Origin of the sequence: Teichococcus oryzae (assembly GCF_008386565.1) — a bacterium.
GTDB lineage: Bacteria > Pseudomonadota > Alphaproteobacteria > Acetobacterales > Acetobacteraceae > Pseudoroseomonas > Pseudoroseomonas oryzae.
Genome location: NZ_VUKA01000013.1, coordinates 39042 through 53593, shown reverse-complemented (window position 1 = coordinate 53593; position 14552 = coordinate 39042). Strand labels below are relative to the sequence as shown.

General features: G+C 65.1%; 13 protein-coding genes. 4 read left to right on the top strand and 9 right to left on the bottom strand.

Annotated elements, in window-relative coordinates; genetic code table 11:
• Positions 1-19 precede the first annotated feature (19 nt).
• A complete protein-coding gene (locus F0Q34_RS17490) occupies positions 20-571 on the bottom strand; it encodes a thiamine pyrophosphate-binding protein (RefSeq protein ID WP_149813539.1) in 552 nt (183 codons plus the stop codon).
• A gap of 13 nt (positions 572-584) precedes the next feature.
• On the opposite strand from F0Q34_RS17490, the gene F0Q34_RS17485 reads away from it, so the two are divergent.
• The 4 genes from F0Q34_RS17485 (at position 585) to F0Q34_RS17470 (ending at position 5348) form a co-directional block, all read left to right on the top strand.
• On the top strand, positions 585-1637 hold the full coding sequence (locus tag F0Q34_RS17485; RefSeq protein ID WP_370751245.1) for an NAD(P)-dependent oxidoreductase: 1053 nt from the start codon (positions 585-587) through the stop codon (positions 1635-1637).
• An 83-nt stretch (positions 1638-1720) separates the two neighbouring features.
• The gene (locus F0Q34_RS17480; protein ID WP_149813537.1) at positions 1721-2944 is read left to right on the top strand and encodes an ABC transporter substrate-binding protein; all 1224 of its coding nucleotides are present in this window, start codon (positions 1721-1723) and stop codon (positions 2942-2944) included.
• A gap of 555 nt (positions 2945-3499) precedes the next feature.
• Complete coding sequence (locus tag F0Q34_RS17475) at positions 3500-4282, top strand: LuxR C-terminal-related transcriptional regulator (RefSeq protein ID WP_161600932.1); 783 nt, start codon at positions 3500-3502, stop codon at positions 4280-4282.
• A gap of 211 nt (positions 4283-4493) precedes the next feature.
• Positions 4494-5348 (top strand): response regulator transcription factor, encoded by an 855-nt coding sequence (locus F0Q34_RS17470; protein WP_149813535.1) that lies wholly within the window; start codon positions 4494-4496, stop codon positions 5346-5348.
• 20 nt (positions 5349-5368) lie between these two features.
• Here F0Q34_RS17470 and F0Q34_RS17465 read toward each other — a convergent pair whose 3' ends face one another.
• The 8 genes from F0Q34_RS17465 to F0Q34_RS17430 form a co-directional block, all read right to left on the bottom strand.
• The gene (locus F0Q34_RS17465) at positions 5369-6739 is read right to left on the bottom strand and encodes an HlyD family type I secretion periplasmic adaptor subunit (RefSeq protein ID WP_206668078.1); all 1371 of its coding nucleotides are present in this window, start codon (positions 6737-6739) and stop codon (positions 5369-5371) included.
• Positions 6740-6760: 21 nt separating this feature from the next.
• Positions 6761-8542, bottom strand: coding sequence for a type I secretion system permease/ATPase (locus F0Q34_RS17460; protein WP_149813534.1), 1782 nt, complete (start codon positions 8540-8542; stop codon positions 6761-6763).
• 6 nt (positions 8543-8548) lie between these two features.
• Positions 8549-10282, bottom strand: a complete 1734-nt coding sequence (locus F0Q34_RS17455) for a calcium-binding protein (protein WP_149813533.1) — start codon at positions 10280-10282, stop codon at positions 8549-8551.
• 238 nt (positions 10283-10520) lie between these two features.
• Positions 10521-10805, bottom strand: a complete 285-nt coding sequence (locus tag F0Q34_RS17450; protein WP_149813532.1) for a hypothetical protein — start codon at positions 10803-10805, stop codon at positions 10521-10523.
• 138 nt (positions 10806-10943) lie between these two features.
• Positions 10944-11243, bottom strand: coding sequence for a hypothetical protein (locus F0Q34_RS17445; protein ID WP_149813531.1), 300 nt, complete (start codon positions 11241-11243; stop codon positions 10944-10946).
• 217 nt (positions 11244-11460) lie between these two features.
• Positions 11461-12156: a hypothetical protein gene (locus F0Q34_RS17440; protein WP_149813530.1), complete on the bottom strand. Its 696-nt coding sequence runs from the start codon at positions 12154-12156 to the stop codon at positions 11461-11463.
• Positions 12157-12338: 182 nt separating this feature from the next.
• Positions 12339-12797, bottom strand: coding sequence for a hypothetical protein (locus tag F0Q34_RS17435; RefSeq protein ID WP_149813529.1), 459 nt, complete (start codon positions 12795-12797; stop codon positions 12339-12341).
• A 203-nt stretch (positions 12798-13000) separates the two neighbouring features.
• Entirely contained in the window at positions 13001-14479 is a 1479-nt protein-coding gene (locus F0Q34_RS17430) for a calcium-binding protein (protein WP_149813528.1), read from the bottom strand.
• Between the last annotated feature and the right edge of the window lie 73 nt (positions 14480-14552).

The window sequence follows — 14552 nt, the reverse complement described above, 5'->3', positions numbered from 1 at the left end:
GTGCCTTCCTGCATGGCCATCACTCGCTCACCCACTTCTTGCGGCCGATCAGGCGCTGGGAGATCAGCACGGCGATCTGCTGGTCGCCATTGAAGGCCAGGTCCGCCGCGGCGGTGATGACCTCATCCGCCTCGGCGGCATCGTCCAGGCGCATGACGGTGACGCCCATCAGTTCCAGCGCGGCCGGCGTTGCCCGCCCCATCGGGATCTGCCACGGATTGAACTCGGCCCATTCGCCACGCATGGTCACGATCGTCAGGAAGGGAAAGCGGCAGGAGTTCAGGAGCGACAGCATGTTGACGCAATTGCCGACGCCGCTCGACTGCATCAGCAGCACCGACCGGTCCCCGCCCAACCAGGCCCCCGCCGCCAGGGCGATGCCCTCCTCCTCGGTGGTCAGGACGGTGGCTTCCATGGCGGCATCTTCATGCGCCAGGTTGATCAGCCGGGAATGCCCGGCATCCGGCACATAGGAAACCTGCCGCACCCCGGCGCGCTTCAGTGCGCCATGGATGGCCCCTGGCCAGTCGATATCCTGTTGCAGGGCTGGCGGGCCGGCGATCTGGTTCATGGTCTAACCCCTGGTGTTTCCCGACAGGGCTAGGCTTGTTTGGCTCGATGCCGAATTCGCAATTCGATCATTCTGCCATGCCGTTCTTGTATGGGATCGCCAGACGCGAGACGCTGTTAAACCGGGCCTCGTGCCAGAGGCGCGCCATGAAACAAGGGGGAAGGAAACCGGTATGGACGTCGGATTCATCGGATTGGGGCGCATGGGGCGCCCCATGGCGTCGAACCTCTGCCGCAAGGGGTTCCGGCTGGTTGTCAACGACATCAATCCTGAAGCCGTGGCCGAACTGGAATTGCTGCAGGCACGCGCCGCGGCCACCGTGGCCGAGGTGGCGTCCGCCGGGCAGGTGATCGTCACCATGCTGCCGAACTCCGCCATCGTGGAGCAGGTCGTGGGCGGGGCGGAGGGCGTTCTGGCCCATGCGAAGCCGGGCTCCATCGTGCTGGACATGAGCACCATCGACCCCGAAACCACCGACCGCCTGGCGCAGCAGGCCAGGGCGCGCGGCATCGGCTTCGTGGACGCGCCGGTGGGCCGCCTCGCCAGCCATGCGGACCGCGGTGAGTCGCTGTTCATGGTCGGCGGCGATCCGGAGCATTTCGAGGCCGTCCGGCCGTTGCTGGAGGCGATGGGGACGACCATCCATCATTGCGGCCCCGTGGGCAGCGGCACGCGTACCAAGCTGGTGAACAACTTCCTGGCCGTGGCCTCGTGCCAGATGAACGCCGAGGCGCTGGCCCTGTCGCAACGCTTCGGCCTGGAGCTGGAGAAGACGCTGGACGTGCTCTACGGCACCACGGCGGTGAACGGGCAGCTCAAGATCGCCTGGCCGACAAAGGTGCTGAAGGACGATATCGAGCCCGGCTTCACCATCGACCTGGCCCACAAGGACCTGACGCTGATCGTCGATGCGGCCAATGCGGCGAAGGTGCCCATGCCAATGGCCGCCGCCGCGCGCGAGGCCTTCAGCACGGCGCGGTCCCGGGGCTTCGGCGGCAAGGATTTCTCGGCGATGGTTGATGCGCTTTGCGACCTGGCAGGGATCGAGAAGCCCCGGCTGCGCTGAACACGACCAGGGCTTCCGGCGCCATCAACACCAGGCACCGCCCCGCAGAGGGCGGACCATGACAACATACAGGGGGAAATTCCATGTTCACATCACGTCGGGTGCTGCTTCAGGGAACGGCCGGTTTCGCCGCCGGCCTGGCCATGCCGGCCCTTGCCCAGACACCCACGATCCGGATCGGCGTGGTGGCCGCCTTTTCCGGCATCTACACGGATCTGCTCGGCCCGGCCGGGGTGGCCTGCGCACGGCAGGCGGTGGCCGAGTTCATGCCGAAAATGCCGGGCCTCAATGTCGAGATCATGTTCGGCGACCACCAGAACAAGGCGGATGTCGGGGCGACCCTGGCGCGGCGCTGGTTCGACCAGCAGGGGGTCGACATGCTGATCGCGGGGCCCAACTCGGCTGTCGGCCTCGCCGCCGCGACGATCTCGCGGGACAAGGACAAGGCCTGCCTCGGCGTCGCCGTCACCGCGACGGAGTTCACCAACGCGCTTTGCACGCCCAACACCATCAACTGGACCTATGACGGCTACATGTTGTCCAAGGCCGTGGCAGCGGAAACGGTGAAGGGCGGCGGGCGCAAATGGTATTTCATCGCCACGGACAACGCCTTCGGCCATTCCCTGCAGGCCGAGACCACCGCCTTTGTGCAGGAAGCCGGCGGCAGCGTGGTGGGCGGATCGCGGGTGCCGCTGGGAACAGGGGATTTCTCGGCCACGCTGCTCGCCGCGCGCGGCAGCGGCGCGGAGGTGATCGGCCTGGCCCTGGGTGGCAACGACCTGCCGAACTGCATCAAGCAGGCGCAGGAATTCGGCATCACCCAAAGGATGAAGGTGGCGGCCCTGGTGATGTTCCTGAACGACATCAAGGCCGCAGGGCTGCAAACTATGCAGCACCTGCTGTTCACCAATAGCTTCTATTGGGACACCAATGAGCAGACCCGCGCCTTCACCAAGCGTGTGCTGCCCGTTATGGGGGGCGCCTATCCCGGCATGGTGCATGCGGGCTGCTATGCGACCACGCTGCATTACCTGAAGGCTGTCGCGGCACTTGGCGTATCGCGCGCCAAGGAAAGTGGGGCCGCCGTGGTCGCGCAGATGAAGAAGATGCCGACTCAGGATGATGCTTTCGGCTCCGGCACGATCCGCCAGGATGGCCGTGCAGTGCTGGCTGCCTATTTGCTGCAGGTGAAGACACCGGCGGAAAGCCGGCAGGAATGGGATTACTGCAAGCTGGTTTCCACCATGGCGCCTGAAGATACCGTCAAGCCCTTGCAGCTGAGCGCCTGCCCCCTGGTGCGACGATAAGGCGGATTGCGGCCTCCAGTTTCAGAAAGTCGCCTTGATCTTGCTTTGACGAGCCTTCTCACCCGGTCAGGTGATGTCGCCTGTCCGGGACCTACTTTTCCGGAACTTGCTTCAGGTCCATCGAGGATGTTTCTCCGTATGCCACCATCACGCGTGCTTGAGGTATGAATTCCAATTCTGTCATCGACGGGCTTCGAGGCCGGGCGCAGATTTTTCTTCTTCTTTGCCAGACGTCGACCTGACAGGAAGAAATCAACCCGGGGCACTTGGATGTTAACAATAAAGTAAATCAAAGGTTGATTTTTAGGCTTTTGTCCTTGCTTTGGCGTTGGCGAGAGGCTGCCGCCTGCCCTCCGTCCATTGAAGCCGCAAGCCTCCAAGATTTGATCATCAGCATTCTTTGAAATCAATTTAAAGAAAACTTTATCATTTCGTTTTGCTAATGGACTACATCTTATGCTCTGCTTTTGCCGGTTTAAGGAGAAATCTCCTGTTCAGGTTGAGGCCCGGCATTTGCCTGCGCAGCTCACTGGTACCCCGCATGGGAGGGCAAAAATGAACACCCAGATTTCCACAGGCGAAAATGCCTGGCTTCTTCTTCTGGTTGACCGCTTTCCCCTTCGACGAAATGCCTTCCGATATTTCCTGGAACATGGCGCATCAGCGGAGAATCAAGCTTGTCAGGTAATGGAAGCGGGTTCCATTGCCCTTCCGGCGTGCCGCGCGAAGGAGATTTCAGCGGTGCTGGTGGACCTCGGCTCCATGGCACCCTGCCAGAAGCAGTTGCAGGACATGATCGCCGCCACGGAGGAGTTTGCTCCGGAGCGGCCGGTGGTCGTGGTGTCCGACCATTGGAGGGCAGCCGATGTGGCGGTGGCCCTGGGGGCGGGTGTGAAGGGCTTCATCAGCACCGACATGGCGCCCGCGGCGGCCATTCGCGCCTTGTCCTTCATCATCGGCGGCGGCGTCTTCTTTCCCGCCGAAGCCCTGCTGGAGCAGCCGGAACCGAAGGTTCCTGCCATTCCCGCTGCCGAGGCGAACTTCCCGCTCGATGAAAGCACCTTTACCCAGCGCCAGCGCCAGGTGCTTCTGCAGCTTCGCCGCGGATATTCAAACAAGCTGATCGGCCGTGAACTGCATATGTGCGAGTCGACCGTGAAGGTGCATGTGCGGCAGATCATGCGCAAACTCGGTGTTTCCAACCGCACTCAGGTAGCATTGCGAGTTTCGGCGCAGGCGGATGCCTGCATCCCTTCGCCGCCGATCGCGGCGCTGCCGGCGGTTCTCGCATCTCCACCGGCAAAAGCCATCGCGCAGCTTCTACCCCTTCGGGCGTAGTGGCGCAGCCACAGCCGGGTCGCCGCATCCTGATCTTCCCAAGGTCATCCCCTTCTTTCGCCAAGGCTGTTCATCCTTTTGCGCCATGGTTGGCGATGACAAGGAGCGCGCAGAATTTCCCATCCGGAGCAGATTCCGAAAACCGGCACCGGACAAGGTGAGCCACCTGCAACACCAGGTGTCTGGACGCTGCAGCCAGTGAGAACAAACAGTGCAAAAGGCCATAGCTGAGCAAAAACCCGGCAGTGTTGTCCTTGTCGATGGGCGCGCCCTGCGCCGCACCGGCTGGGCGGAATTGCTGGCAGATTGGGCGCGCGGCAATGGCCTCGATGTTGTGGCCATCGCGCCCGAAGCGGTTTCCAACCTGTCCATGGCGGATTCGGATTATCGCCTCGCCATCCTCAGCCTGGGTGCCATGCCCCTCAGGGATCCGGTGGCCCTGGCCTGGCTGGAAGGCATGATGGCCGCGCTGCCCGCAACTCCCGTTGTGGTCATATCCGATCTGGAGGATTCCGCCGAGGTCGTGGCCGCCTATCGCGCAAAGGCGCGCGGCTTCGTGCCCACCAGCACCGAGCCTGAGGTGGCGCTGCGCACCCTCACATTCATCATGGGGGGTGGCTCCTTCTTTCCGCCCACGGCGCTGTTCGGGCGCGGGCAGGAAGCCGAGAACCGTCCCATCGACCTTGATGGCGGGCGCCTGGGCGAAAGCAGCTCACGCCGCAGCCGCGCCGACCTGACGGGGCGGCAGGAGGAGGTGATGGGTCATCTGGCAGCCGGACTGACCAACAAGGCCATCGCCCAGCTGATGGGCATGCGGGAATCAACCGTGAAGGTGCATGTGCGGCAGATCATGCGCAAGCTCGGCGCCACGAACCGCACCCAGGCCGCCCTGGCGGCGACCAACGCGGTGTCCCAGGCGCCCGCCCAGGCGGCTGCCGCGGAGGTGGAAACCGCCTCGCCCGAAGGTGCTGTTCCGCGCCGCCGGGATGCGAGCGCCGAGCCAAGGCTGACACTGCTGCCTTCGTCCCGGCCGGAGGCCCCCCCGCGGCTGCTGGGCCGCTCGTAAGGCCTGCGGGCCCGGGCGGCTCATACCTCGCGGAAGCTGCGCCGGAAGGCGGCCAGGAAAGGCTCCATCAGGTACTGGACCATGGTCCGCTGCCGCCGCACCACCAGCACCTCGGCCGGCATGCCTGGCACCAGGGATATCTGGTCCGCCAGTTCCCGCAGCGCCTCCCGCGGCACCTCGACACGGGCCAGATAGTAGCTTTGCCCGGTGGCCTGATCCGTCAGCCGGTCGGCCGAGACGGTGCGCACGGTTCCGTCGATGCGCGGCAGGCCCCGGCTGGAATAGGCGGTCAGCCGCACCTGCGCGACCAGTCCGGCCTGCACCACGTCAATGTCGAGCGGCGCCACATGGGCGTCGATCAGAAGCGTTTCCTCCGCCGGCACCAGATCCAGGATCGCCTCTCCCGCACGGATCACGCCGCCCACCGTGCTGAAGCGCAGGCCCACCACCGTGCCGCTGACCGGCGCCGTCACCACGGTGCGCGACAACACGTCGTCGCTGGCCAGCAGCCGCTCCCCCACATCGGCCAGCTCGGGGCGCAGCTTTTCCAGCTGCTCGGCGATCTGGTCCAGCCGGTCCGCCTCCAGCGACAGGATCTGCATGCGCGCCTCGCTGATGGCCTGGCGGGCCGTGGCGATGGCCGCCAGATGCTCGCCGAGCTGCCCGCCGATCTCCGCCTCGGCGCGCTGCAGGCGCAGCACGTCCGGCCGCGGCACCAGGCCCTGGCGGAGAAGCTGCTTCTTGCCGGCCAGCTCGTCGGCGATCAGGCCGAGCTGCGCCTTGGCGCTGGCCACCTGCGCCTCCAGCCCGCGGATCTGTTCCTGCGACTGCTCGATGCGCTGCCCCAGCACCTGGCGGCGGCTGGCATGGGCGAGGCGACGGGCGGCGAACAGCGCCTGCTGGCCGGTCAGGATGGTGGTGAGCTCCGCATCCGGCGATCTGCTGGCCAGTTCGGGCGGAAACACCAGGCGGGTCGCGTTGTTCTGTTCCGCCATCAGCCGTGCCTCGGTGGCACGCAGGGTGCGGAAGCGGTGACGCAGCGCGTTCAGCACGGCGCGCGCCTGCAGGCCTTCCAGCACCACCAGGGGCTGGCCCGCAGCCACCATGTCGCCGTCGCGCACGCGCAACTCGCTGATGATGCCGCCTTCCAGATGCTGCACCGTGCGGCGGTTGCCGTCCGGGCTGATGACCCCGGGGGCGATGGCGCCGCCGGCGATCGGCACCAGAAAACCCCAGGCCAGGAAGCCGCCGAGAAACACCAGGATCAACAGGAAGCCGAGCCGCGCGGGCGCGCGGATCGCCTGCCCCAAGGGTGCCTGGGGTGGCAGCGCCCCACCCCGGAACGGGATGAGGCCGGCTGGAGGACGAAGCGCGGGAAGCTGGCTGCTCATGGAAATGTCCGTGTGCTGGGCTTAGGCACTCTGGGCCTTTGCGGCCCCTTCGGAGGCGTCTTCGGCGGCGCTCCGGACCTGGTTGGCCGCCGGCGCGGCGCGCTCCCGGGCGCCCGCGGTCAGGCGCTTGAGCACCGCATCGCGCGGCCCGAACACTTCCACCTTGCCGTCACGCAGCACGAGCACATGGTCCGCCTGCGCCAGGGTGGAAGGGCGATGCCCGACGATCAGCAGCGTGGCGCCGCGCCGCTTCATCTCGCTCAGCGCGGCGGCCAACGCGGCCTCGCCCGCCTGGTCGAGATTGGCATTGGGCTCGTCGAGCACGATCAGCTTCGGGTTGCGGTACACGGCCCGCGCCAAGCCGATGCGCTGCCTTTGGCCGCCGGAAAGCCGCGCGCCGCTGTCGCCGATCGGCGTGTCATAGCCTTGCGGCAGCCGCTGGATCACCTCATGCGCATGCGCCAGCATGGCGGCTTCGACCACGGCCTCGTCATCCGCCTCGCCCATGCGGGCGATGTTCTCGCGCACGGTGCCGGCGAAGAGTTCCACATCCTGCGGCAGATAGCCGATATGCGGACCCAACTCGGCAGCGTTCCAGTGACGCAGATCGGAGCCGTCCAGCCGGACCTCGCCATGGTCCGGCTCGGCGATGCCGACCAGCAGGCGACACAATGTGCTTTTGCCGCTGGCGGAAGGGCCGATCACCGCCACCACCTCGCCCGGGTTCGCGCGGAAGGAGACGCCTTGCAGCGCCGGCAGCTTCGCGCCGGGCGGTGCATAGCTCACCTTGTCCACGCTCAGCACGCCAACCGGATCGGGCAGGCGGGTGCGCGGGCGCTCGGGCGGCACGCCCTGCATCCGGCTTTGCAGCCGGGCATAGGCGATGCGCGCCAGGGCAAGGTTGCGCCAGCTGGCCATGGCGATCTCAACCGGGGCCAGGGCGCGGCCGAGCAGGATGGAAGCGGCGATCATGCCACCCGCCGACAGGCTTCCCCCCAGCACCAGATAGGCGCCGAGGCCCAGCACGGCGGATTGCACAAAGAGCCGCACGAATTTGGTCAGGCCGAGCAGCAGGCCATTGCGTTCACCGCTGCGCCGGGTGGCGGCGGCGGCGGCGTCGCTGGTCTGGCACCAGCGTGCCATCAGCGCCGGCGCCATGCCCATGGCGCGCACCACCTCGGCATTGCGGATGGCCGTCTCGGCCTGTTGCGTGGCAGCGATGCCCATCTGGCTGGCCTTGAGGGTCAGGCCGCGCGTCAGGAACTCGTTCAACAGGCCCAGCGCCAGCAGGGTCAGCGCCGCGCAAAGGCCGAGAATGCCCAGGGCGGGATGCAGCATCCAGATCAGCAGCAGGAACAGCGGCGCCCAGGGTATGTCGAACAGCGCGGCAAAGCCGGGCGACGCCAGGAAGCCCTGCACCACCTGCAGGTCGCGCAAAGGCTGGGCGCCGGAATTGTCCCCCGCCAGCCGCGCGCGGATGCCGCCCTCCAGGAAGGCCGGCCCCAGGCGCTCCCCCAGCCAGCCGCTCATCCGCGTGGTGATGGCCGAGCGCAATGCCTCGACCAGGCCGAAGAACAGCAGGGCCGCGCCCGCCAGCAGCGTCAGCATCACCAGCGTCTCGATATGCCCGGTGCTCATGACGCGGTCATAGACCTGGAGCATGTAGAGCGATGGCGCCAGCATCAGCAGGTTGGAGGCCATGCTGAAGCCGCCCAGCACCCAGGCGGTGCCGCGAAGCGCGGCCCCCGCCTCATCCAGTGCGGTCCTGATCCGCCGGCCGCGCGGTTTGACCAGGGCTGCCATCGTGTCTTACGCGAACCAGTCGGCGTCGGATGCGTAGGACGGATTCACAAAAAGGTCGTTGGCGATGATGTTGCTCCGTATCGCCCTGGCCGTGGCTTCAGTCATCGAAGCAGTCGATCCAAGAATCAGGTTAGTACTGTGGCCGCTGCCGACAAATTGCAGGAACCAAACACCGCTTGCATTAGGCGTAGGCGGGGGGGTGGACCCAAGCCCGACGCCGCTGAGATTGGCGAACTGCAGATCCTCGCCGATCTGGTAGCCGGAAATCTGATTGTTGGTGCCGCCAAGGATACGGTAGGTATCGAGGCCCGCGGTGCCGCCATCGCCAACGCCATCCCCGATCATGGTAACCTGTCCGCCCGTGGCCACCAGCAGGTCGGCGCCGCTGCCGCCACGCAACGTATCGGTGCCGCCGCCACTGACAAGGACGTTGTCGGCTGCCGTGCCGAACATGGTATCGTTGAAAGCTGTGCCGATGATGTTTTCCACCAGCTGCATGGTGTCGGTCTGCCCGCTGCCATCAGTGGCGGTCAGCGTGAAGTTGGCGCCCGGTGCCATGGTGATACCCGTGGTGGAGCTGGAATAATCCACGGTATCGTCGCCGCCGCGGCCAACAATGGTATCTGCTCCACCCCCTCCGATGAACACGTTGTTGTTGTTGTCACCAAGAAACTGATCATTGAAATTGGAGCCGATAAATCTTTCAACAGAAGTGAAGGTGTCACCCATTGCCGCGCCGGCGGTGGCGCCGGACAGAAGGTCAAGACCGACCGCGCTGGCAGCAGTGGAGTAATCCACTGTATCGAAGCCGTCACCGCCATTGAAGAAATCGGCCGCGAGGCCGGATCCGCCGATCATCCGGTCATTGCCCGCGCCGCCTTCCAGCGTGTCGATGCCCTCGCCGCCATCCAGCACGTCATTGCCATTGCCGCCGCGCAGCGTGTCGGCGCCGACGGCACCTAGCAATTCGTCATTGCCATCGCCACCATCAAGCAGGTCGTCGCCCTCGCCGGCGTTCAGCGAGTCATTGCCGGCATCGCCATAAAGTTCATCGGCGCCCGAGGAGGCCACCAGGCTGTCATTGCCGGCGCCGCCGCGCATGATGTCATCGCCCATGCCCCCCAGCAACTCGTCATCACCATCACCGCCTTCCAGCGTATCGTTGCCGCCGCCGCCGATGAGCTGGTCGATGCCCGCGCCGCCGAGCAGCGTGTCGTCTCCATCGCCGCCGGTCAGCAGGTCGTCGCCGGTGCCGCCGGAAAGGAGGTCATTGCCGAAGCCGCCCAGCAGCGTGTCATTGCCGCCGCCGCCATAAAGGCGGTCATTGCCGAAGCCCCCATCCAGCGTGTCATTGCCGCCGGCCGTCGCGGTATCCGCGTCAGGTGGGGCGCTGTTGGGTACGAAATCCCGTGTCCCATCCCCGTTGGTATCGACCACCGCATCGCCATACAGCCAGTCATCGCCGTCATTGCCACGCAGGATGTCGTTGCCCAGGCCACCAAACAATTCATTGCTCAGGCTGTTGCCACTGAGCGTGTCGTTGAAGGCGGAGCCGCTCAGGTTCTCGATGCTGTTCAGCGTGTCCCCGTTGGCGTAGCCGCCGATGCCTCGCGTCGATCGCGTCGGGGTGGCGTTCAACGTAATGGTCACAGCCGCGTTGGAAGCGAAGTAATCCGCCGTATCCGCACCGGATCCGCCGTTCATTGTTTCAGCAGCCGCCTTGCCCCGGAAAATCGCCATGGTCGACACCTCCCCTTCTGATCCGGTCCCGCAGTCCGGTTTCGGCGCTGAGGTTATGGATGCCTACCCGGCATGGGCAACCGCGCGGGAGGAGGCTCCTCCTTTTGGATGAAGGGGCACGGAAGGCGGAAGCATGAGCCCCATACCATCGCACGAAAGAAGGCCACGGGGCGCCCTGCCCGTGGCCTTCCGCATCATGCCGCACAGGCCCGCCCACTGGGCATGCCCTGCCGCGCCATCAACCGACGGCAGAGGTGCCGCTGGCGGTGATCATGGACAGGTTGTCCGTGGTCAGAACCGCGAGGTTCAGCTCGACAAAGGTGTCGTCCCCAATGGCCTCTACATCGACGTTGAAGTTCGCGAGGTTGCCATTGATATCAACATCGACATCGATATTGGCATCGATGTTGATGTCCGAGCTGTAATAAACATCGACATCGGAATAGAGGTCGAGGTCGACGTCAACGTCGATCTCGATATCCGTTTCGAAGTCATAGTTGTCGTTCCCACCATACCTGCTCATGGACGTTTCCTTTTGTTGGTTGGTGCCGGCGTGTCGCCGACGTTCAGCGGGTTATCCAAAAGGCCACGGGGCACCCTCCCCGTGGCCTTCCACGCCATGCTGCAAGGGCTGGTCCGTGGGGCCAACCCAGTCGCGCCGTCAGCCGACGGCGGAGGAGCCGCTCGCGGTGATCATGGACAGATCGTCCGTGGTCAGAACCGCCAGGTTCAGTTCGGCAAAGGTGTCGTCACCCACAGCCTCAACATCGACGTTGAAGTTCGCGAGATTGCCATCGATGTCGACATCGACGCAAATCTCGGCGTCGACGTCGATATCGGAGTTATAGTCAACATCGACATAAGCGTCGAAGTTGTAGTCGATGTCGACATCGACATTGATGTCCTTGTCGAAGTCGTAGTCGTCATTGCCGCCGTGATGGCCACCACCGTAACCGCTCATAGGAGCCTCCTCGTGTCGATTGGCGTCGGCACGCCGCCGACATCGATCAACTTAGCCACGGCACGGCACCATGGAAGAACGCACATGGATGAAACTTCCATCGGTGGATGCGCCTCTGACTTTCTTGCCGGTAGGGCTTCTTTCATCGAAGGGATGATGACCGGACGGATCTGAAAGGCATGCCCTACGCCGGACGCGCCCGCAGAAAAGCCACGCATCAGCCAACGCCGACGGTCACCAGGGCATCCACCACGGAAAGCTGTTCGTCGACCGCCAGGGCAGATAGATCCAGCCCCGCATAGGTGTCATCTCCTATGGCCACCACATCGATATCGAAGAAGACGAGGTTGCCGTCCCATTCATCCACCTCCCAGGAGGGTACTTTGTTGTCCGTCTCAGCAGGCGTAGCGGTGCCTGTGCCACTGACCGGCTGGGACTGGGCGGTATCGTCGTCATCGTCTGACCCCAGATCCACGGCATAAAGGCTTTGGGAGGAGCTCGACTCCCAGGTGGTCGTCTCGTTCGTGCTTTTGCTGCGCTCGGATGTGTGCTGCACCGTCACCACATGATCAGCATCGCCAGCCAAATCGATGAAGGAGGTTGTGTAGGCGGTTCCACCCGATCCCGTCTCCCCCTGCGCGGCGGCATAGAAATCCGCGCTGGCGGAGATTTGCTGGGTGCCCGACTGGCTGCTGGCTTCCGCGGTGATCGAAGTGGAAGCCAGCGTGTCATTGCCGACGGCGGTGGCATTACCCCCTATAGTCGCAGACAAGCCATCGCTGCCGGACGAGGTATTGCCGGGACCCACGGCGACGCTGACTTCCTCTTTGTCGGTCGTCGCTGTCGTTGAGTCGTTCGATGTTGTGCTGACCGAAACGCTGCGGCTGATCCTGGATGATGTTCTGATGGCCATCGCCGTTTTCCCCCTGTTGCACGCCGCGGCATGTTAGGCCGATCATGCGGGAGTGAAGACGGCGCCTTTGGTGGTGGGGCTTCCACCAGGGAGAGGACCCATCCGCCAAGTGGCTGCTACGCCCAATGTGATACATGTCCGGCCCGGTCACGAAAGTGACGCGGGCCGGACATGCCACCAGGCTACATCAGTTCGCCAGCAGCAAAGGCTGCCGCCAATCCTGGCATGGGCATGAACATGTCCGGCAGGGGCAAGGAATCCTGTTGAAGCAGGAATTCTTCGGCAGGGCCAAGAGGCAGCATCATGAGGTCGATGGGCATTGGCATGCTTTCGGCCTCTCCTCCACCAGAGATGTCGAAGACGGTCAGGCTGGTTTCGGAGAACAGGAATCCTTGCGGCGTTTCCTCGGTGGATGTTTCCTCCGTGGTGGTGATCTCCGGCGACACCGCGCCGGGCGCTTCCGCGCTGGTTTCCGCCGAAACCTCGCCCATCCCCGTGGCCGTCACCTCAAGGCTGCCTGAGGCATCGGTCTGGCCATCCTCGGAACTGATCCTGAGCTGCAATTTGGTGCTGATGGAGGCCTGCGGCCCCGTCGCCTCGCCCGAGCCCTGAAGGTCGAGGATCACTTCGTTCCCGTCCATGGCCCTGGCTGAAAACCGGATACTCGCCATCGCTTCTCTCCCGCAGGATTGCCGCGCCACGGGCGGCGCAGCCTATCCGAAGGTGGATGATGCGGCCCGGGGCGGGGCGGGGCGACGGATCATTGGTGGATGCCGCGCACCCGCTGGGAGGAAGCCCCGCACCGCGTTCCTGCTCCGTGCTGACCCGAAGGCGTAGCGCGGCGTCAGGCCAGCATGCCGAGCAGGTCGCCCATGACGAACAGGTCCATCCGGCCCGCCGCCGCATTGTTGGTGTCGCCGTCCAGAAACGCCGCCTGCAGGATGGGAAGGGCGGCGTCATCGGAGAAGGCGCCCCGCGCCGGCGCGCCATTGTAACCCGCATTGAGCAGGAAGAAGTCGTCCAGCGTCAGCACCGAATCCACGCCTGCCATCTTCACCGTGACCACAAGGTCCCTTGCATCGGCACCGCGCTGGAGCGTCAGGCCATTGCCGTTCAATGCGCGCAGCCCGGTGGCCGAGTCCCAATCGCCATCATAGCCCACCACGCGGTCGCCTTCCGCGATGCGGAAGCCGCTGACCACGTCCCGCCCGAAGCGGCCGGCCATCAGATAGTAGTCGGCGCCGCTGCCGGCGGTGTAGCGATCATTCCCGTCGGCGGGGCCGCCCACCGTGCCAAGCAGCAGGGTGTTGTTGCCGCCGCCCGCCTCGATCACATCGTCGCCTCCGCCGCCGCTCAGAGCATCGGCGCCATTGCCCGCGGTGATCCTGTCATTGCCGTTTCCGCCATAGGCGAGGTTCTTGCCGTCGCCGAGCTCGATCACGTCGCGCCCTTCGCCGCCGAAGGCCCAGTCATCACCGGCGCCGGTCCTGATGGTGTCGTCGCCCCAGCCCCCGAACACGGTGTCCGCCCCGGCCCCCGATTGCAGCGTGTCGTTGCCGGTCAGGCCAAAGATCCAGTCATCGCCGCCGCCGGTGCTGATCCGGTCGCTCCACAGGCTTCCGAAACGGAAATCCCCCGGCGTGGTGTCGGCGGCGCCCAGAACGATGCTGGTGGTGGAGGAATAGCGGTCCTCCACCGTCACCGCATCGGCGGCGACATCCAGATAGGTATCGCTGCCATGCACCTCCGCATCGACCGAGAAGGTCGCCAGATTGCCCTGGATGGAGGGCGGCTTGCTGATAGTCCCGGAACTCTGGAAGTTCAGCTTGATGGGGCCGAACAATGGCTGCAGCCCATCGATATCAAGGGCGAGGAAGGTGGTGGTGGCGGTTTCGGTCGACCAGGCCTTGCCATTCGTGACGCCGCTGCCGGCCGTGGTGCGGGTATGGCTGAGGCTGATGTCGGCGCTTCCCACCGAAAGGTCGGAATAAGCGGAAGCGAAGGCCGTGTCGCCATTGGGCGCGAGGGCCGAGGCGGTCATCTTGGCCGAGCCCATCGCCAGGGTGACGGCACCGCGGTCGATGATCCGCAATGCCACGTCAAGCGCGGCCAGCGTGTCCTGCCCCGCGGCATCGGCGCCGGTGGCCAGGCTGACCACCATGGGCGAATCCTGCTTTTCCGCCTTGGTCAGCAACGCGCCCAGCGGCCATTTCCAGGAGGGGATGTCGCCGCCATTCCAGGCAGGATCGGTTTTGAGGTCGCGGCCCGGCCCGCGCGCGCTGTAGCCCTTGCCCCAGCCCCGAGCGCCTTCCCAATGCGGCATGCTGCTGTTCCCCCCTCAGCGAGAAGCAATGGCGCATTAGGCCAGCGGCGATGCCGAACAGAGAGGGGCGCAG